Below are 21,426 nucleotides of genomic sequence, written 5' to 3' on the forward strand. Positions count from 1 at the left end.
ACAAACTAAATTGCTTACTAATTCAAAATACTATTTGATAGGGAAATACAAATTAAACTCTAGTAAATAAAAATTGGTCAGATTATTTTAATGGCTTGAAAACTATTTCATAAGAATCTGCTTTGTTCAAAAATGAATTGGCAAATTCCTGAATGTCTTTTGCAGTAATGCTTTTTACAATATCTGCATAGTTTTTAGGATCATTCATATCGTAATTATTCTCAAAATAATTATAAATCAAGTTCATGCTGTAACTGTTGAAGTTTTTGCTGTCTTCTCTTGATTTCAAATAATTAGTTCTCGTTTTCTCGATATCTTCAGCAGCAATTTCTCCTTTTTTGATATTATCAATTTCCTGATATACAATTGGCAGTAAATGTTCTACTTTATCAGCATCACAATCAAAATTAATCTGAAGGTTTGCTTTTGAAATTGGAAGTTTGTCAACACTTGCATTTACATGCGCACCATAAGTTCCGCCTTCTTTTTCACGAAGACTTTCAGTATAACGCAGGGTTAATATATCAGCCAAATAAGAAGTCAGAATTCTATTTTTTTGATTAAAAGTGTATTCTTTATAAAATGCAATTCGAACAGAACTTTTTGGAGTTTCCATTTTGATAAAAACATCTCGATCAATTTTATTTGATGTCCATTTTGGAACTTGTGTTTTGAATTTTTCTTTACGTTTTATTCCACTTATACTAGCGATATATTTTTCTAATAATGGTTTTAAAACTTCTGGCGAAACATCTCCCACAATATAAAATTCAAAGTTTGAAACATCTGCAAAACGATCCAGATAGAAAGCTTTCATTTTATCAAAAGATAAACCGTCGATATATTTTTGATTCAATGGCTGTATTCTCGGATTATTTTTTCCATAAACCACAGCAGATAAACTATCCTCCATTTTTACATTGATATCATTTGCTCTATTTTTAAGCGAATTTTCTAATCTTTGTTTTAATAGCACATACATCTGGTTATCAAATCTTGGCTGCGCAAAACGCAAATGCACCAATTGCATCATCGTTTCGATGTCTTTTACATTTGCAGAACCTGAAACGGTTTCTTTAATAGAACTGATGTTTACAGAAGAGTTGGCAATTTTTCCTTTTAAAACCTTATCCAAATCAACATTCGAAAGTTCACCAATTCCAGACATCATTGCTAAAGTTGCAGTGCGCCCTATCGATGGCAGATCTTGCGGTTCGTATAATGAAGTTCCGCCAAAACTTTCTGCTTTAAGCTCTACCTCTTTTTTATTTTTATCTGCAAATTTATAATGCACTTTTACGCCATTGCTCAATACAAAAGTTGTCGCATCTATTGCACTTTCTTTTTTCTCTGAAATAATTTTTCCAGAATTGATTTTTAGATTTCCTAAAAGTGTTTTTCCTTCAAAAGTGTCCACATACGGTTGCAACGAAGCATCATTTTCTGCTTTCTGAATAATCTCAAAAGCTTTTTCTTGCGTTAGGTTGTTTTCGTTTTCTACACCCGTAACAGCTACAACACGATTTTGCGAAGTATACAATTTGCTTATTTGCTCTTGAAGAATTTTAGAATCTAACTTACTTAAAATGCTTTTTATCATTTCAAATTCAGCTTTTGGATCTGAAATCACTTCATGGTTTAAATAATCGTCTTTTACCATTCCGATTACTTCTTTGTGTGAAATCTCATTTAGCTTGTCTAAATAATTTTCGTAACCCGAAATGTTTTCGGTAACGGCTCTTTCGATTTCACCTTTCGAGAAACCAAATTTGTAAGCGCGAACCCATTCGTTCATTACCATTGTAAAAGCTTCGGCTTGTTTTTCTGGTTTTGGAGCAACACTCAAAATCCAAATATCATTTAAACGGGAGTAATTTTGATATCCGATTGATGCGCTTTTAAATGGGCATTCTTGTTTCTGTTCCATTTCTTCCAAACGATTATTCAAAATTGAAAAAGCAATGCCTCTTTGCATCGATTTTTCTAAATCGGCATAAGTTTCTGTTGGTTTTTCAGCCGTATGGCGAATCATAAAACTGATGTTCGAAGCCGAAATTTCTTTGTCTAAAGCCAATTTAAAAGTTGGTTCCGTTCTTTCTGGAATAGCAATCTCAAAACGTTTTTTAGGATTTTGCGGTGTCGGAATATCAGCAAAAAGTTTTTTGATTTTTGCTTCAATTTCGTCTGCATTAATATCTCCAACAATAGCAATAGCCTGCAAATCTGGACGATACCAATCTTTATAAAAATCTTTTAAAACCTGGTATTTAAAGTTCTTTACAATATCCATATCGCCAATTGGCATACGGTCTGCATACAACGAATTATTGTAATAAAAAGGCGCCAACTGATTGTAAATTCTAGCTCTAGCGTTTTGCCTTGTACGCCATTCTTCGGTAATCACGCCACGCTCGGCATCTATTTCTTCATTCGTTAGCGATAAAAAATTAGACCAATCGTGCAAAACCAATAAACAAGTGTCAACTACTCCGCCATCTTTTGACGGAATATTATCTAAGTTGTAAACCGTTTCGTCTGTGCTAGTGTAGGCATTGATATTTTTTCCGAAAACGGCACCTTGCTTTTGAAGCGTATTCAAAATGCCTTTTCCTTCAAAATTTTTGGTTCCGTTAAACGCCATGTGTTCCAGAAAATGTGCCAGACCTTTCTGCTGATCGTTTTCTAAAATCGAACCTACATTCTGAATAATGTAATAACTCGCCGTGTTTTTATTAACGTCGGTCGGATAAATATAATACGTCATTCCGTTTGGCAGCACTCCCTTTTTTATCTTTTGATTGACCGCAATTGGGTCTGTTGATTTAAAGTTCTGGGCTTGCGACGAGGTTACAAAACCTGTCAAAAGCAGAAGAACTATTGTTATTTTTTTCATTTGTTTTTTGTTTGATGTTTTAAATATTTTTAAACACATAGAAACATAGCTTTAGCTACCTATAAAAGGCGTTTCACTTAGTTTTAAAAAACATAGTTTCTATGTGAAAAATCTCGATTCTAAAAATATCTTTTCCTCATTTTTAATCTATGATTCTATGTGTTAAAATATTTTTTGCGGGCTTTCTAGCTTTTCAATAATTTATCTAGCTGCACTCTCAACTCTGGATTTGAAGGACGAAGCGCATCTGCATTGATGATATTTCCTTTTGTATCAAACAATAAAAATCTCGGAATCGCATTTACATCGTAATTTTTAGCTACATCAGAACCAAAATCTTTATCTGCCATTAGCTGAATTCCTTTTAATTGTTCTTTAGTAACGTAATCTTTCCATTTTTGTGCGTCTTTTGGTTTATCTAACGAAAGACTTACAAAAACAATATTTTTTCCGTGATAATCTTCTTCGATTTTTTTCATGTGTGGAATCTCCGCTTTACATGGTCCGCACCAAGTAGCCCATAAATCAATGTACACAAATTTCCCTTTAAAATCTGAAAAAGAAACTGGTTTATCATTAATATCTTTATAGGTAAAATCTAACCCTTTTTGTCCTACGTTTTTGTGCAATACTTTCTCGTATTCAAGCAAAAACGATTTACTGGCTTCAGAGATCATGAAAGGTTTGATGCTTGGAGCGATTTTTTCGTATTCTTCAATTTTCATTCTAGAAGTTGCCACTGCATCACGAAGGTAAACATCAATTAAGGCTGGATCTGTAATATGGGTGATAACTTCGCTTAAATCCATACGTTTTGGTTTGTCACCACTATTCATCGTTACATAGAAGAAATAATTAGACATTAAAGAAACGCCATTTTGTAATTTTAATAAATCTGGATCTGTAAACTTTTTGTCTGTTTGCCAAGTTTTGATCACAGCAGGACGATCGTCTTTATCAGGAAATGCACTTCTTGGCATTCTAAAAAAGGTATAAGTCAGTTCTTCAACATCAGTCGCAACGGCTAATTTCAATAATTTATTGAATGCAGCATCTTTAGTTTTAATTGATTTTGAAAACTCATCTGCTTTTGCCACGCCTTTGTCCAACCACGGATAAAAATTAACGTACGTTAAGTCTGTTCCAAGTCTTGAAAATGGAGCAAACTCATTGTAAATTTCGTTTGCTTTTTGAACTAAAGCGTTTTGTCCAACATTCTTTCCGCTTAAAACATAATTTTCTTTATTGATTACAAGGGAAAGGTCTAATTTCGGTTCTAAATACAAACGAATCAATTGGTTTCGGCTTTTCATCTGACCGTAATCAACGTAATAGAAACCAGCTGCTGAAACTGGTATCATAAAACCAAACTCCCCAGAAGCATTGATTTTTGCAGTAGCAGCTACCGCTGGCTTTCCTTCTTCAACATTATAAAGCGTTACTTCTTTCGCTTTAAGATCTGGGATTGAAATTGTTCCTTTAATTACTGCATATTCAGAAAGGTTTGCAGCAAAACTCATTTGAACCGTAATGAAGGTTAAAATGAAATACAAAATGTGTTTTTTCATGTTATTTTCTTGTTTTTTGGTTGATAGCTTAAATTGAAATTAGCATAGATTGATCGCCTTGTTCGATGATGAAATCTTTACTTTCTTTTGTTTCTTTTAGTTGTTTGAGATTTTCTGGCTTCAATAAATCTTTGGCCTCAAAATCATTAATCTGAGTAACTTTGGCACCAATTTTTACTTTCTTCAACTCTTCATTCTGCTGATCTATAATTCGTTTGACCAAAAGATTCTGGTTTTCGTCAAAATCTAAATCAAGTCCAGCTAAATGGAAAGAAGACATTTTTTTGAAATTTTTATTCGGTTCTAAATACACCGTTTTATGCAAAAGATCGATTGTAAAATTGAAACGTTTTATCAAATCGATTCCCAGAGATCCATCGGCAAAGGCCCAACTTTTATTGGCTTCGTCATATTCTTGTAAAGCGATAGTTACGTTTGGAAAATTATTTCCGTTAATGGCAACATTCGGGATCGCTCCGCCAACAATTTTAGTCTGTTTCCCTAAACTGAAATTGACCGATGTGTATTCTGTTTTTAAACTGGCTTCGAGATTATTTTTATGGTTGAAAGGCCCGTAAGCGATTAAATCGTAACCTGCTCCAGTATCAAAAGTGAAACTGCCTTCGACTGTTTTTTTATCTTCAAAAGTCAGATTCATTTTTACTACCGGAAGTCCCGATTTGTAATCGAAAACAAATGGTTTTGCTTTTCCCCAATAATTAAAATTTCCGAAGTTGTATAAATCGATTGTCATCGTATCAAAATTGACCGAAGTAATAAAATTGCGAAGGAGATTAGCACCAAATAATCCGTCGTAAACTCCGTGTTTTGGAAAAATAACCAACCCTTGATTTTTAAGAACTTGATTGCCAATATAAATGGTATTATCTGCTGAATACTGCACTTGCTGACTTCCGCCAACCACAGAAGCCGATTTGCTTTTGGTCACCACAACTCCTGCTTTGTAAGCGCTGTCAGGATTTAGGGCCATTCCGTCTGCTCCTGTATCAAAAAGCATTAAAAACTCACGATCGGCTTTGTTGAGTTTTATTTTAATAGCGATTCCGTTTTCAATAATTTCAAACGGAATACTAGCTACTTGTTTCACATTGGCATTTCGGTCGACTTTATACAAACCGTCAAAAAAGGTTACATACAAAATTTTATTTTCTACATTGAAAACAATTTGAGATGGCTTTTTTTCTTTTCCGTTAAAGCAGAAATCTACCATCGTAAAAGTTTCATTTTTAATCGCAACAGACTTTCCAATTTGTATAGAATCTAATGCTGGAAAAGCTTTGAAAATTCCGTTTAAATAAAATTCATTTGAAGAAGCATCTCCCACTCCAACAGTAAATTCTGGCGCCAAAAGATTTTTTATACTGCTGTAATCTTTTTGTTGAAAAGCTTTTTCAAAAGCTTTGATTGTCTGCACAGTATTATTTTTCTGTCCATTTATTGAACCAATGAAAAACAGCAATGACAAAATCATTATTTTTTTCATCGTACTACTTTTTCTGATGCGTTTGGATTTTTTGTAATGACTTTTTCTACACCAAAATCTTTTAGTAAAATGCCTTCGTATTTTGTCCATTCTTCTGGAGCAAAGAAATCTTTTGCTTCAGCAAGCAACTCTTTGAAACCTTTCAAATCATTCTTTTTTTCGAAATCTTTTTTCTTGCGTTGTAAAATGGTAAAAATATGATTGGTGACACTTGATTTTCCGTAATCTTGAGCCAGTTTTTTACTTGAAAGAAGAAATGCATCATCGTATTGTCTACCTACTCTTAATCCTGTAATAATGACAAAAGAAACTTCTTCACTAACATCTTTAGATTTTAGATAGGCATCGACAACATCAAAAGGCACATTTCTTTTGCTTGCCATGTAAGCCTGCACATAAAAATCTGGATAATCTTTTTCGTTAATAGTTGGACTGTACTTTTTAAATTTTCCTTTTTTCGCCGCATCCTTCGCATTTTGAAGCAAAGCAGTCAATTCTTCAACAGATTGAAAACCTGAAGCAATATCTATAACCTTCCCGTCAGGACTCATGAATATAAAAGTCGGGAATCCAGTTATGCCATATTTCATGCATAACTTTTTACCGATTTCCTCTTTCAGAATATCCGATTTGAAAGTGACAAAATCAGCTTCTAGAACAGCCGCTACTTTAGGATCTGGAAATACTTCTCTGTCCATTTGTCCACATGGCGCACAACCTGTAAAATACAAATCGACAAAAATTAATTTTTTCTCCGTTTGAGCTTGTTTTTTAGCCAGTTCCCAGCTTTCATCGGTAGATTGAGTCTGTGCTTTTAAGGCAATAGAAGGACAGGCAAGCAGCAAAACTGCACTTGCGATTTTAAAAAAACGTTTCATAAAATGTGGTTTTTAGAAACCGAATGAAGAATGGGGATTTATTCTTCATTCGGTATTTTATTTTTTAAGTTTTAATTATCTAACTCGATAAGCAACGTCAACTATTTTGCATAAGCCCGAATAACTGCTTTCCAAAACTAAATCTCCGTTTACAGGCGGCACGGTGTACAATTCTAACTTTCCTGTTGTGTTGTATGTACCTAAAATCAATTTGCTGGTAATTTCTTTTTTTCCTCTCTTGCTAAAACCTAGATATGTAATCTCTTCATTCCCTTTATCTATCATTAACTTTGCAGATTGTGTTCCGCTATCATATTCATAGACTTTGTTGCCAACCGTATAAAATAAATATCCAGCGTCTGGACTTACGGCAAATTTTGTTGCTTTGTCTAAATCTGGAGCATTCAGCATTTCTTTATAATAGGTCTGTACCGTACTTGCATTAAAACGAAGCAGATAGAATTTACCTGTTGAAATATTCTTTAATACAGCAAAACTTTCGTTCAAATTGAAATTTGAAGTGGTCATATAAACCAGCTCACAGTTTGTATTGTTCCAATCTAATACTGTTGTAGAAGCTGTAACTGGAGGCATTGCCGAACAAACTCCTTTCGAAGTACTATAACGCAGAAAACGATGTTTTTCGACATCAAAAAAGACAGGAGTTCCTGCTGATGAACCTTCTGCGATAAAAGGAGCTGCATAGAAAGTTTTAGTTTCGAGATCTACTTTATTTTGCGGCAACCCATATCTAATTTGAAGTGCTCTATTATAATAATAAATATCGCCATCTTTATACAGTAAATTTTCTGATCCAATAGGGCATTTCATAAAATCTACTGCAAAATTTGTTGGAAAACTTCCTCCAACGGTTTCGTATGCAATATTCATGGTCTGATTCCATTCAAAAGAATCGGGTTCTAATCTTGCTGTTCCAGATTCTGACGCTGTTACATAGATTCCATAAATAATACTTCCTGGCAGAGGTCCGCTAAAAGTTTCTACATCTACAGCTTTTCCTTTTAATTTCAATGCAGATCCAGCGGCATCTAACACATCATTAATAACACGCGGTTGCGGAATACCTGGGATTATAGATATCATATCTAGTCGGGCTTTTCCATCGACATCTCCAACAACCAACCAGCCTTCATAGATAGAAGAAACCACGTTTAATTTAATTATAGGCTGCTGCCAATTTATTCCTGTTACTTTATCCTTTATGAAGTAATATAGATCGTATTTTGCTGGCGGTAATTTTAAAATACCATCCAAGTTTTTAGTTGTAGCAATAGTAGTTCTAGCTTCGATGGCCAATTTTAATGGATTTACTGCAACCCATTTATATTCATAACGATCAGGATCTGAGCCATCATCTAAAGTCGGATTTATTTCTGGTGCAATCTTAAAATAGTCTCCAGTGTACACTGTATATTCCTCTTGAATTCCTGTAACTTTAAATTCATTTATAGCATTATAGTCGTAATTTCCTTCATCACTTACACATCCGTATGCCAAAAAGAGGAGTGCTATTATGGCTGTATGTATTTTTATATTTTTAAACATCGCTTAATATTTTTAAGTTAAAGAATGGTTTTTATGGAAATAGCATTTCTTTTCCGTCATCCTCATAAATAGTATTGCCATTGGCTTTCTGATCGGCGAGATAACGTTTCATAAAACTTGCATAATAGAGCGTTTCAGGAATTGAGAGTCCAGGTGAACCTTGAACCTGATTAAACATTTCTGGATCCAGATTCATGAGGTCGCACATTAAAAAGAATTTTTTTGCAGTAAATACGCCAAATACAGCCTGCCATCCAATCGGTGTCGATAATTTGTCGTTAAATGATAATTTAAAACGAATATAGTTTCTAGTTTTCCCAGTAAGAACATTCGTTACCTTTGATTGCATTTTGGTGGTAAAAAATTCATTTTCTTCTAGATTTACTACCAATGTCAAATCTTTATTTTTCATATCAGGAGTTCTAAGCACTTTGATAAAAACAGTGTCTAATTCTTTTCCTGCATGCATTACAATATTTTCAGGAAATGTAAAATGAGTTCCTAAAACTGCTGTACTCGTAGGATCAACCGTAAGTTTCACTGCACGATCTATATCGCTTACTTTTCCTTGCACACGTATCGCAAGAGGATAAATTCTTTCTGTAACGGTAGCTTTATCCAAACCAAAACTAAAGCCCGTACTGTCTATAAGCGGTCCGTTTTTATATTCTGGAAATATAGCACGCGAGAAATAAATGTTATCTGTATCAGAATACGTTTCAATTTCTTCTTTATCACATGATGTTAATCCTAACAACGATAGAAAAGTGATCCCTAAAATCAATATTTTTTTCATGATTTACTTTTTTTAGTTTTGAAAATTAACTTCACTATCTGGTAATGGCACCACGTATTTAACTGCATTCATGGTAACATTTCCTGAAGATGCAGAACCATTTGGAATTGCAGTCGAATTGATTCTTTTGTAATAGAAGAACAATTGCCCTTCCCCAATAAACTCTTTTCTGTACTCTTTTGTAATTTCAGTAGCTAAAACAGCGGTAGAAGCTAAATTTGTCAAACCTCTATTAAATCTAAGTGTGTTTAAAAAAGCAATACCATCAGCCGTAACAGGTGCCGTTTCTGCAGCGATAAGGTACAGTTCTGAAAGTTTCAACATCGGAATCTGAAAACGGAAAAGTTTCGTTTTGTCTGTTACATCTTCATATTTGAAAAATGTCTTCTGAGTTTTTCCTCCCGAAATTGGTATTTTCCAGCTTGGCAAGCTTCTATAATCATTATCATTAGACTCAAAAACAGCATTTATTCTGCTCAACATTGGCGCATAAATATTAAAGTCGTCTAAACTTGAATCAAAAAGTGCTTTTTGCTTGATATATAAAGTTTGATCACTAAGCGCAAAGAAGTTTTCTGAAGAAAAAATACGATCTGGATTAGAAGTATTTGTAGCTTCTAAAAATGGAGTCCAAGAAATAACAGGTTGTGTTTTTACAAAATTGATCACTTCTGTTGCCGCAGCAAAAGCTCCAGTTTTATCTCCAGCATATAAAAGAACTCTGGCTTTTAAACATTTTACTGCCAATATATTCATTCTTTGTCCGCGATTTACAGAATAATATGGATTAGCATCAAATGCGGTAGAACCAATATATCTTCCTGTAGTCAATATCGGATCTTTTGCTAAAAGAACAATTGCGGCATCTAAATCGGCTACGATTTTTACGATAACATCTTGAGCTGGCAAAAGCGGTTTATTTACAGTTACGGCAGCATCATAATAAGGTATTGATGGATCTGCTGGTGCTACTTTGTAAATTGGTCCGTACATTCTAAGCATATCAAAATGCACCATAGCACGAATAGCAATTGCTTCTCCTTTTAATATAGCTGCTTTTTCAGCCGAAACAGCCTCTTTGTGTTCGTCAATACTCTCTAAAAATTTATTTACAGATAAAATGGTTGTAAAGGCACTTTGCCAAATTCCTGCAAAAGTATTTTTGGAAAGTGTTTCTTCATATGAATAGGTTGATATTTTATTTTTAATATGCGAGCCAGACATATTGTATTGCTGTCCTAAAATCTCAACAGCATCCATAGTCAGCTGTCTGCCGTAAAGACTACTTGCAGCCAATTGAAGATAAAGTCCGTTATGTATATTCTGCACCCCAGCCTCTGAGCTGTACGCCTGATCTTCTAAAATTTTATCTTGCGGCACAACATCCAAAAAATCACTGCAGCTTACTACGGTTAAAGATGCAAGCAAAAGGAATGTAATTTTATATAAATACTTGTTCATAATCTCTTTATTAAAATGATAAATTAAGACTCAAAGAATATATTCTTGAGAAAGGATAATCGATACCACGTTCTGCTTTAATAGTTGAAACACGGAAGAATTCATTTGCTAAAGCATTAAATCCTAATGCTGTTAAACCTGCTCTTTTTAGCCAAGCTCTGTCTGTAACACGATAACCTAAACGAATAGATTCTCCAGAGATATAATCGTCTTTTTGGATAAAACGTGATGAAATTGGCGTATTGTTGGTTAAGCCGATCGCTTTAAATTGTGCCATTTGTCCTGCCGTTGTCCAACGATCTGTAAAAGCTCTTACATCTTGATTATCAAAAATATTGTCTCTTGAAATATTTTCTACTTTGTTGTACAAGGCAGAGTTAAATCTTTCTGCACCAAAACTGTAACGCACAAACAATCCAAAACTAAATCCTTTGTAATTTAAGTTTGTAGAAACTACTCCTGTAGCCGTTTCTCTAGAGTTCCCCATTACGACTTCATCTTTTTTATCTAAATCAAAAGTAGTCTGGCCATTTTTCTTTAAGAAAATTTCTTTACCCGTTGCAGGATCAATTCCTAATGAAGGTACAGCCCAAAGATCGTTGCTGCTTGCTCCGTCATAATATCTTGTTAAGCTGGTTGTTTTTTGCGCTTCAGAATTTAGAGAAGATAATGCGTTGCCAAAACCGCCTAATTCATTGTCGCCTGTAGTTCCCATTAAGCCAATTCCCCAAACAAAATTTCGGCTTAAATCGTAGATAAAATTGTAGTTCATTTTTAACTCCAATCCTTGCGTAGTTAAATAACCTATATTTAACGGATAACCATTAAGACCTGTTGAAGCTGCTAGATCAATCGCTACAATCTGTGGAGATGTTTTACGTTTGTAAGCACCCAAAGTCATGGTTAATCTGTTTCTAAACATAGCCAGATCCAATCCTAAAGACAAATCTTTTGTTCTTTGTGCTTCTAAATTTGGGTTTGCAATTTGAGAAACTCCTAGTCCTGCACCAAAAACGTTTGTATTGGCGTTATAAGCATATACATCATACGAAGCAAAACCAACTAGATTCTGGTTTCCAGTCTGACCGATATTGGCGCGTATTTTAAAAATATTGACAATATCTTGGTTCATTTTAAACTCATTGTTCAAATTCCACCCAAAACCAACTCCCCAATACGGTGAATATTTTTTGTTTGTTCCGAAGTTTGTTGCTCCAGAAATCGTCTGAGTAAAATCGAATAAAAATCTGCGGTCGTAAGCGTAGTTAATCTGATTGGTTAAATCGACACTTCTTATTAATTCTGTAAAAACTTCTGGTTTCCCGTTTGGTTCATATCCAAATGCAAATGCTGGATTTCCGGCAACGCCAAGAGGAAATCCTCTTAAAGATGTTTTATACGAATTGTTTTTGGTTTCTAAAGCCTGAGCTCTTATGGTATAATTGAAAGAGTGAACGCTTTTGAAAACATTAGAATAGGTTGCTCCTAAATTAGCGTTCCACTTATCTGTAATGGCTTCATAACTGCTGTACGAACCTTTTTCTGTTGAAATATTGCTGACATAACGCGTATCGTCTGGAGAAATAAAAACCGTATTGTGATTGTCTAATCTTGAAACAGATAAAGCTCCAGTTGCTTTAATATGCGGACTTACATCATAATTAATAGCAAAATTATTGGTGAAATTAAATTCTTTTCCTTTATCAAAACTTCCTAAAAACACATTATAAAGTGGATTTGCTGGATGGTTTACAATAGTTTCCAAACTTGTTAAAGGCAATGAAGAACCATCCATATAACGTGTAATAACTCCGTTCTCGTTATATTTTGGATAATACGGACTTGCTTTTGCCCAAATCTCAAATGAACCGTATGGCGATTCCTGATTGGTTCCTCCTGAAACAAAAAACTGGTTGTTAAGACTTAATTTATTTTTTCTATAAGTTAAAGTGGTATTATAGCCCCAAGTATCATGCTCTGAACCTTTCATTGTTCCGGTAAGCGTTTTGTAATTTCCGGCAATGTTGAATCTAAATTCATCAGACCCGCCACCAAAATTCAAACTGTGTCCAGATGTAATTCCCATTTGAATCGGCTCATTTAACCAATATGTATTAACACCGCTACGCACCGCTGCCAAGCGTCTGTTGTATTCTTTATCCCAAGTTAATGGAGTTGTTTCAGTACTTCCATCCTTAATGATAAATGCACCAGAAAGCCTCTCAAATTCAAGCTTTTGTTCTGCATTCATTAAATGATATACACTTAAGTCTGCTAATTCATACGATGAATTATAAACATAGTTAAACTGCAATTTTCCAGGAAGAGGTTTATTCGTCTCGATAACTACAACTCCATTTGCAGAACGAGATCCGTACAATGCTGTTGAAGCCGCATCTTTTAATAAAGTGATGCTGGCAATTCTATTAATGTCTAAATCGACAACCTGCTGTAATGTAGTTGGAAATCCGTCCAAAATAAACAAAGGCTGATTAGGATCGTCTCTAAACTGGCTGTCAACCTGATTGGCTGTTAAACTTGTCTGCCCTCTCACCTCGATTGTTGGCAGAATGTTTGGGTTTGAACCTGCAATATTATTATTTACAACAATGAAAGACGGATCTAATGATTTTAAAGCCTGAACCGCATTTTGTGTAGAAACCTGTCTTAATTCCTCACCTTTAAAAGTAGTAACTGCACCGGTTATCAATTCTTTTTTACGAACTGTAACCCCTGTATTTACTACAACTCCTTCAAGTTCCTTTAACTCTTCAACAAGCTTTATATTAATTACTTTTCTATTGTTAACCTCAACAATTTGTGCACGATGGCCTATGTAAGTAAACAAAATCTGTCCGTCATCTGGAGCCGTGATAATATATTTTCCATCAAAATCGGTTTGAGTTGCGGCCCCCGTTCCTTTTACTTTGACATTTACACCGGGAATAGGTTCACCTTTGGTGTTGGTAACAGTTCCTTTAATTTCAATAAATTTAGATTCTATTACTACAACTTTTTCAAGAGCCTTTCTCTCTTTTACAACAATCGTATTTCCTGCAGAAAAACTAAAATCAAAATCTTTGTTAGAAAAACTAGCTGCCAATAAATCATTTACTTTAATTGTTCCTTTTTTTAAATGTACTTTAGGCAATTTTTTAAATAAATCTTCCTGATAAATAAAAGTATAGTTGGTCTGTTTTGTAATGATGTCAAAAACTTCATCAACAGATACTGTTTTATCAGCTGCAATTACAACTTTCGTGTTTTGTGAAAATAGATTTACGGGAGAAAAACCAAAAATTGTAGTACAAAACAAGAAGATAAAAGTTCTCATAATGTTAATAATTAGCCGCTTTCTTAAATAGAAATAGGCACTGGTTAATTTAAATTTCATAAATTTACATGTTAATTGGTTGGTTGGTTGTTAAAACTGATTAATGGATTAATACACAGAAAGGGATAAAGCGCAGTACGGTGAGAGGTCTAAACTTTAATCCCTTTTCTTTTTTATTTGATTATAATCTTATTGTCTTTTTTCTCATAGGCATGAATAAAATTGATATTCTTGATCGTGGTTAATATATCTTCGAGTTTCTGATTTTTATTTAAAACCCCATTAAATTTGACATTGCCAAGCGCTGGATCTGCAAATACGATATCAACATCGTACCATCTTGATAATACTCTTGCAATATCTTTTAGAGGCATTCCTTTAAAAACAAATAATCCTTTTCGCCAAGAAATTTCATTGTAGACATCTACTTCAGAAACATTAATGCTTCCGTTATACTCGGTTATTTTAGATTGCTGGTTTGGAGTTAAGATTTGCTTTTTTGCAGTATTGCTAACCGCGACAACACCTTTAACCAAAGTGGTATAAATTGCTGACTCATCTCTGTAAGCTTTAACATTAAATTCGGTTCCTATAACCTCAACATTCTGTTCTTGGGTTTTTACTTTAAATCTCGAACCTTTATGTTTAGTGCTTGGCGACACTTCAAAATAAGCTTCTCCATAAACCAATTCTACTTGTCTGGTTTCTCCGTCAACAAAAGCAACTGGATATTTTAATTGTGATTCTGAGTTTAGCCAAACTTTTGTGCTGTCTGCCAACTGAACAAAAAATTGTCCTCCTCTCGGAATGGTTAAAAGATTATTGGCAATCGTGACCGCTTTTCCGTTAGAATTGTAAACTAATTTTTCTCCGTTACTAGATGCATTTCCTTCGCTAAACGATTTTCCTTTTTCTAACGCAATGACAGAGCCGTCTTCTAAAGTCAAAGTGGCTTTGTCGCTTCCTATCAAAATTTCTTTATGTGCCACCTGCGGCGTTTCAATCTTAAGCGGATTTGTTTTACTCACTATTAGTGAAATCGAAATCAACAATAAAAGCGATGCCGCCATTGCTGTAAGTTTGAAAGCTGTTTTGGTATAAAATGGCTGAATTGGAAGTACTCGAGTTTCTTCAGAGTAAATGGCATTTTGAAGACGAGTTCTCATTCTAAATTCCAATTCTTCTTTAGAACCTAAAGCTTCATCCCAATCTTTATCTGTTTGAAAACTTTCGTAATAATTCAATAATTTATTATTCTCCTCGAGATTCGTATCACCGGAAAGATATCTATTTAGTAACAGTAAGAAATCCTCTTTTTTCATTTTTTATTGTATTATTTCGGGAGTATATGAGATAAGTACCCAAAAAGGGATATACCCCCTAGTCGGAATTGTATTTTTTTTGATTTTTTTTTGAAAAGCAATAAAAAAAGAAGAAAACTCACACACCATCAACCCAACCACTGCATTTTATTTTTTTGCTAAAAGATATTTTTTGTGAGCCATAAAATCATCGCCATACTCATGCTTTCTCCCATAGAAGATCGTATCGTATGCAGCGCTTTGGTAATATGATTTTCGACTGTTTTTGTAGAAATATTAAGTCGTTCGGCAATTTCTTTATGACTTAGCTGTTCTTCTCGGCTTAGTTTATAAACAGCCTGACATTTTTCTGGAAGCGATTCGATTATTACATTCAGCTGTTGCACTAATTCATCATGCATGAGCTGCGTTTCTGGAGTTGTAGATAAGAAACGTTTTTCTAAATCATCAAAAAGTTCAACATGAACTTTGTCTTTGTTTTTTCTCAAATGATTAAAAACCTGATATCTCGCGCAAGCATACATATAACCTTTTAGCGAAATATGAATTTCGATTTTTTCTCTATTGTGCCAAATGTTCATGAAAATATCCTGAATAATATCTTCGCACAATTCTTTGTCTTTAATCACATTGTAGGCAGACATAAAAAGAGCCTGCCAAAATTTATTGTACAATTCTGTCAATGCCAATTCATCGCCGTCACGAAGACGGTCAATTAAAACTTGATCCTGATTTAAGGTGGAATTTAGCAATTGTGGTTGTTTATAGAATTGAATAATTCGCAACAAACTTAGTAAATTCCGTTAATTATCCTAATTTGTTCTTAGCAACAGCCACTTACATCTAGAGTAAATCGTAATTTTAACAGGCTTTTTGCTTTAAATAAATTCTAATTTCAAAGCTAATTTCTGCCTCTTTTTTAAACATTAGTAAAATTCGCAATTGAAATAAAATGAATTTTTCAAAAACTCAAAAACAAATTCCCATTAAGTTAAAATTGTATTTTTATTAAATTTCAAAAAAATGACGTAGCCAATTTCTTTAAATATAAAATTGATTTTTTCAGACTTTCTTTTTTTAACTCAAAATTTCTTAAATAAAAAAATTGCTCTCCTTCTTTTCTTGTCTTAAGTCAAGGTCTTAACTTTTTCATAGCCATTACATTTGAGAATTATTAACCTAAAACTCAAAATACATTTTATGAAATCATCAATCTACCTTAAAATTTTACTTTTTATTGTCGGACTTATTGGTTTTTCGATTGGGATTGCGCTTTTATTTTTTCCGATTACTTTTGAAGCTTCGGCAGGTATTCATCTTAATAAAAATGATTTTAGTCTGTTAAGCGAAATCCGTTCTTCAGGCGGAACACTGATTGCGTTTGGAATTGTAATTGTTGTGGGAGCATTCAAATCTTCATTTACAAAAATTTCTCTGCAAACGGCAATTTTACTGTATTTCGCTTACGGATTTTCTCGCTTATATGCCATAATTGTTGATGGAATTCCGAGTGCAACAATTCTAAATGCGGCGATTTCAGAAATTGCGATCGGAATTATTTGCACTGGATTTTATTTTAAATATAAAAGTAAACGCGGATAAAACAGATTTGCGATAGCTGCGTCTAATTAAGCTTAGCAGAAAAACAAACTCATTTCTGAACTATCCTTTTTCTAATTCTGCTCAATGATTCGGGCGTAACACTTAAGTAACTGGCAATATGAACGAGCGGTATTCGATTTAAAAAATTAGGATTCGATTTCATGAATTTCAGATAACGTTCTTCGGGATTGTAATTGTTTAATAAAGCTATATACCGTTCTGCTTTTCTGTAATCTAAAATCATGATCAACGAAGTTATATGCTCCAATATTGGGCTTTTTAACTGCATTTCTAATTCTTTTTCTCGAGTGCCACTTACCAAAATAGTATCTTCAAGACATTGGATGTTAAATTCAGAAGGTTTTCCGTCTAAATAGCTGGAATAAATCACTAAAGGCATTTCTTCTATAAAAAAGCCCGAAGTTTTTTCGACACCATCAATCATTTTGAATTGTCTTAAACAGCCTTTTAAAACCAAATAACATTTATCGCTAATCTGTCCTTCTGCAACTACAAAATAGCCTTTTTTAAAAAACTCGATTGTTGTGTTTTCAATAATTAAATCAATATCTGAAGGCTTAAACCTATTGAATTGTTCTAAAAATTTCCGAAGGAGATCGTTCATTGTTATGGTTTTAAATTTTCATTTTTAAAAATAACAAAAGCTTTTTAAAGTATTGAATCTGAGTTTGTTTTTTATTCTAAGCCTATTTTCATTTATAATTATTGTATTTTTGGACTAGCAAAATATATTTATTTACCAAACAAAAATAGTCCAGATGCTTCGACCTTGGCCATTAGAAATGCAGCTAGATAAAAAATCAGATAAGGCCATTTATCTTCAAATTGCCGATGCTGTAATAAACGCTATTAGAACAGGAAAACTAGTCAGCGGAAATGCTTTGCCTGGAAGCAGGCAATTGGCAGAATTGCTAAAAGTAAACCGAAATACCGTTGTAGAAGCTCTAGACGTTTTAATTGCAGAAGGCTGGCTAGTAACAATTGACAGAAAAGGAACTTTTATAACCGATTCGATTCCTAAAATAAACGATTCCTTAGAAAATATAGACGATCAAAAAATTGAGATTGAAGAGCCTAAAAGTTTTTTAGTTTTTGATGACGGACTTCCCGATAGCCGTCTTGCTCCAATGAATGATCTGGCTAAAGCTTATCGCGAATTATTTAGTCGAAAATCGCGCTGGCAGATTATGGGGTATAGCAGCGAATTAGGAAATCATGAATTTAGAAAATCAATTGCCCAAATGCTGAATTTTAAACGTGGCATGAGCATTTCGCACGATCAAATCTGCATTACACGCGGAAGTCAAATGGCAATGTATCTTGCCTCACATTGCATTTTAAAACAGAGCGATTTTGTTTTGGTCGAAAATCCTGGCTACAAACCTGCTTGGGAAGCTTTTGAAAATGCAGGCGCAACTCTACTTCCTGTAAGCGTAGATTCGGACGGATTGAATATCGATCAAGTTGAAGAATACTTGCAACATAAAACCATAAAAGCCATTTATGTTACGCCACATCATCAGTTTCCAACCACGGTAACTTTATCTTTAAAAAAGAGATTAAAATTAATTGAACTTTCTAACCAATATAATTTTACAATTATTGAAGACGATTACGATAATGAATTTCATTTTGGACAACGGCCTATCCTTCCAATTTCGAGTTATTCAGGTCTTAAAAACTATATTTATATTGGCACTTTCAGCAAAGTTGTTGCTCCAGCTCTTCGTATTGGCTATTTAGCCAGTTCGCAGGAAAACATTCAGAAAATCGGAAATCATAGAAAAATTATCGATGTTCAGGGCGATAATATTATGGAAGAAGCCATTTTAAGCCTCATCAATGAAGGCAAAATAAAACGCCATCTTAAAAAAGCCAATTCGGTTTATAAAAGCAAAAGAGATTTTTTCGAAAATGTTTTAAATGAATATCTTCAAGACAAAGTCACTTTTACAAAGCCTGAAGGCGGACTTGCTTTTTGGATTGTTCCCAAAGCAGATAGTAATTTTTTGGAAGTTTTCAAAAAACTAAAATCTCAAGGCATTCAAATTATGAGTCCAGATCGATTTAGTTTTGATGAAACGATAAGAGGTTTTCGTTTGGGTTATGCTTCCCTTTCTGAAAAACAAATGGAAAAAGGCATAAAGGCGCTTTCTAAATTGCTGTAAATATGTGAACGCGGATTTTACGGATTTGCTTTCGCAAAGACGCAGAAAAAAACTGATTTTTTAAAATCTGCGTCAATCAGCGTTTTCGCGATAGCGAATCTGTTTCATCCGCGTTCAATCAATTTAATTACAGTTCTCCATTTCAATAATAGAAAAACCATTTTCCCGAACTTGATTTTCTACGTCAATCGGTGCTTTATCAATGTGACAGAAACGGCATTCTTTAGAAGATAATGCTTGTCCTTCCTGATCTACACTTTTCAAGTATATTTTTCCGTATTTATATACTTGCTCTGCATCGTTAACATTTTCGTCAACCAAAATATCAAAGTGCATAATTTTTCCATCTTTACGGGTTACGTAGGTATCCCAAACTGCTATTTTCATTTTTTTAAAGGTTCTAAGTTTCTAAGATGCTGAGATTCTAAGGTTTTCAATTTGCTAAATAGCTCACTCAGAAACTTCATTTTACTCTACAAATTTATGTTCGTTTTGTAAGTGGCGAGTCATCCAGTTTTTTCATTTTTTGAGAAGTACTGGTCCAGTACATTTTTGTGATTTCAATTTAATTTTGCGGTATGAAAAACGATATTATTTTTAATTTAATTCAAGTGCATCAGCGCATCGAAAATGCTTGCAGAATTGCTGGAAGAAATCCTAAAGAAGTTCAGCTTTTATTGGCGACTAAAACTGTTCCAGCTGAAAAGATCCGCATTGCAATAGAAGCCGGCGAGACTTTAATGGGAGAAAACAAAATGCAGGAATTGCGAGATAAAAATGATGTTTTGAAAAATCTTCCTGCTGAGCGTCATTTTATCGGGCATCTTCAAACCAATAAAATAAAAGATGTCTTGAAATATGTGACATGCATTCAATCTTTGGATAGAATAAATCTAGCTGATGAATTGCACAAACAGCTCCAAAACCAAAACAGGAAATTGGATGTTTTTGTTCAAGTCAATACTTCCTACGAAGGAAGCAAATTCGGATTGGCGCCTGAAGACGTTTTATCCTTTATCAAAAAAATAAAAGCGTACGACACCTTAAATATTAAAGGTTTAATGACTATTGGTTTGCTTGATGTTGAAAAAGAAAAAATGCTTCCGTCACTAAGACTTTTGAGAACAATTCGAGAGGAGATTTACTCGGAAGGAATTGAAGGCTTACAAGATTTAAAACTTTCTATGGGAATGTCTCAAGATTTGGAACTTGCTATTGCGGAAGGTTCGAATATGGTTCGAATTGGAACTTCAATCTTTGGAAACCGTTTTTTAGGGAAAGAAATCTGGAACGAAAACATTGCAGAATAAAACTTAATTTTGCCGCAAATACAACAGCTGATGAACCTGAATGATCTTACCGTAATTGATACTGAAAAAATTGCTTTAGACGATTTATTTTTTAGTGATGAAAATAAAGCCGCTTTGCTTCAGATTATCAAAGAACATCAATATATCGAAGAATTAAAGCAATATAATCTTAAAGTAGACAACAAGATTTTATTGCACGGAAGCTCTGGCTGCGGTAAAACCACAACAGCAAAAGCAATTGCCAATGCATTAGACAAAAAGATTATCATTGTCAACCTCAGCACTGTTGTCGATTCTCGAATTGGTGAAACTTCCAAAAACTTAAAAGCCATTTTTGATAAAGCGATTCGCGAAAGAGCCGTTTTATTTTTAGACGAATTTGACCAGATTGGAAAAAGCCGTGATAGCGAAGATAAAGATGTGGGCGAAATGAGACGTTTGGTGAACACCATTATTCAACTTTTTGATTATTTCCCTTCTGATAGTTTATTGATTTGCGCAACCAATCATTATGAAATAATAGATAGTGCTTTATTGCGAAGATTTCAACTTCGTTTGAAATATGAAATGCCTACAGAAAAACAGCTCGATATTTATTACGATAAAATTGTAAGCACGTTTCCAAAACATTTTCAAAACATAAAAAGAAAATATTCTATTTCTTATGCTGAAGCTTTAGATTATACTAATACGACAATGAAAAGGCAGATTATCGCTGCTTTGGATTCTAAATAATTATTCCCAAAAAATATTCCGTTAGGAATATCTCGTTGATATTCTACAATGAACAGTCGGATCATTGCCGTCTTCGATTCCATATATAATAAATGTTCATTAAAAATATTCCGTTAGGAATATCTCGTCGGTAGAAAAAATTGTATTGTTTCACATTGTGTCCTGTAGGGACACTTGAATAACGCACCAATTTCAATCAACGTTTTTTAGGACGGAACAAAAAATAAAAAACCCGCTGACACTACAGCGGGTTTTCATTTGGCGGAGT

Annotated in this window: 16 protein-coding genes; 4 read left to right on the forward strand and 12 right to left on the reverse strand. The window is 33.8% G+C overall.

The genetic code is table 11. The features are described from left to right. Window positions 1-82: 82 nt before the first annotated feature. From J7574_RS07485 to J7574_RS07530, 10 genes are all read right to left on the reverse strand, one after another. Window positions 83-2,893 carry a pitrilysin family protein gene (locus tag J7574_RS07485; RefSeq protein WP_290966481.1) on the reverse strand — a complete coding sequence of 937 codons (2,811 nt, stop codon included), beginning with the start codon at window positions 2,891-2,893 and terminating at the stop codon, window positions 83-85. Window positions 2,894-3,078: 185 nt separating this feature from the next. Next, complete coding sequence (locus tag J7574_RS07490) at window positions 3,079-4,461, reverse strand: TlpA disulfide reductase family protein (protein ID WP_290966484.1); 1,383 nt, start codon at window positions 4,459-4,461, stop codon at window positions 3,079-3,081. Between the two features lie 28 nt (window positions 4,462-4,489). Continuing rightward, a complete protein-coding gene (locus tag J7574_RS07495) occupies window positions 4,490-5,965 on the reverse strand; it encodes a retropepsin-like aspartic protease (protein ID WP_290966487.1) in 1,476 nt (491 codons plus the stop codon). Further along, window positions 5,962-6,843 carry a thioredoxin fold domain-containing protein gene (locus J7574_RS07500; RefSeq protein WP_290966490.1) on the reverse strand — a complete coding sequence of 294 codons (882 nt, stop codon included), beginning with the start codon at window positions 6,841-6,843 and terminating at the stop codon, window positions 5,962-5,964. The genes J7574_RS07495 and J7574_RS07500 overlap by 4 nt, the downstream gene beginning before the upstream one ends. Before the next feature lie 75 nt (window positions 6,844-6,918). Next, window positions 6,919-8,409, reverse strand: a complete 1,491-nt coding sequence (locus J7574_RS07505) for a PKD-like family lipoprotein (RefSeq protein ID WP_290966493.1) — start codon at window positions 8,407-8,409, stop codon at window positions 6,919-6,921. A gap of 31 nt (window positions 8,410-8,440) precedes the next feature. Next, window positions 8,441-9,205 carry a DUF4843 domain-containing protein gene (locus tag J7574_RS07510; RefSeq protein ID WP_290966495.1) on the reverse strand — a complete coding sequence of 255 codons (765 nt, stop codon included), beginning with the start codon at window positions 9,203-9,205 and terminating at the stop codon, window positions 8,441-8,443. A gap of 12 nt (window positions 9,206-9,217) precedes the next feature. Beyond that, complete coding sequence (locus J7574_RS07515; protein ID WP_290966498.1) at window positions 9,218-10,666, reverse strand: RagB/SusD family nutrient uptake outer membrane protein; 1,449 nt, start codon at window positions 10,664-10,666, stop codon at window positions 9,218-9,220. Window positions 10,667-10,676: 10 nt separating this feature from the next. Further along, window positions 10,677-14,000 carry a SusC/RagA family TonB-linked outer membrane protein gene (locus tag J7574_RS07520; protein ID WP_290966500.1) on the reverse strand — a complete coding sequence of 1,108 codons (3,324 nt, stop codon included), beginning with the start codon at window positions 13,998-14,000 and terminating at the stop codon, window positions 10,677-10,679. A gap of 173 nt (window positions 14,001-14,173) precedes the next feature. Beyond that, window positions 14,174-15,322, reverse strand: coding sequence for a FecR domain-containing protein (locus J7574_RS07525; protein WP_290966502.1), 1,149 nt, complete (start codon window positions 15,320-15,322; stop codon window positions 14,174-14,176). 158 nt (window positions 15,323-15,480) lie between these two features. Beyond that, window positions 15,481-16,074, reverse strand: coding sequence for an RNA polymerase sigma factor (locus tag J7574_RS07530; RefSeq protein ID WP_290966503.1), 594 nt, complete (start codon window positions 16,072-16,074; stop codon window positions 15,481-15,483). Between the two features lie 448 nt (window positions 16,075-16,522). On the opposite strand from J7574_RS07530, the gene J7574_RS07535 reads away from it, so the two are divergent. Continuing rightward, window positions 16,523-16,924, forward strand: a complete 402-nt coding sequence (locus J7574_RS07535) for a DUF4345 domain-containing protein (protein WP_290966506.1) — start codon at window positions 16,523-16,525, stop codon at window positions 16,922-16,924. A gap of 49 nt (window positions 16,925-16,973) precedes the next feature. Here the strand turns inward: J7574_RS07535 and J7574_RS07540 are convergent, their stop codons facing one another. After that, window positions 16,974-17,549, reverse strand: a complete 576-nt coding sequence (locus J7574_RS07540; protein ID WP_290966507.1) for a Crp/Fnr family transcriptional regulator — start codon at window positions 17,547-17,549, stop codon at window positions 16,974-16,976. Between the two features lie 154 nt (window positions 17,550-17,703). On the opposite strand from J7574_RS07540, the gene J7574_RS07545 reads away from it, so the two are divergent. Further along, a complete protein-coding gene (locus tag J7574_RS07545) occupies window positions 17,704-19,113 on the forward strand; it encodes a PLP-dependent aminotransferase family protein (protein ID WP_290966509.1) in 1,410 nt (469 codons plus the stop codon). A 123-nt stretch (window positions 19,114-19,236) separates the two neighbouring features. Here J7574_RS07545 and J7574_RS07550 read toward each other — a convergent pair whose 3' ends face one another. After that, a complete protein-coding gene (locus tag J7574_RS07550; RefSeq protein WP_290966512.1) occupies window positions 19,237-19,500 on the reverse strand; it encodes a DUF2024 family protein in 264 nt (87 codons plus the stop codon). Between the two features lie 191 nt (window positions 19,501-19,691). Between J7574_RS07550 and J7574_RS07555 the strand changes: the two genes are divergently transcribed. After that, window positions 19,692-20,423 carry a YggS family pyridoxal phosphate-dependent enzyme gene (locus J7574_RS07555; RefSeq protein ID WP_290966513.1) on the forward strand — a complete coding sequence of 244 codons (732 nt, stop codon included), beginning with the start codon at window positions 19,692-19,694 and terminating at the stop codon, window positions 20,421-20,423. A gap of 30 nt (window positions 20,424-20,453) precedes the next feature. Continuing rightward, complete coding sequence (locus J7574_RS07560) at window positions 20,454-21,158, forward strand: AAA family ATPase (protein ID WP_290967153.1); 705 nt, start codon at window positions 20,454-20,456, stop codon at window positions 21,156-21,158. Window positions 21,159-21,426: the final 268 nt, after the last annotated feature.

Origin of the sequence: Flavobacterium sp., assembly GCF_017744675.1 — a bacterium.
In the GTDB taxonomy this organism is placed as follows: domain Bacteria; phylum Bacteroidota; class Bacteroidia; order Flavobacteriales; family Flavobacteriaceae; genus Flavobacterium.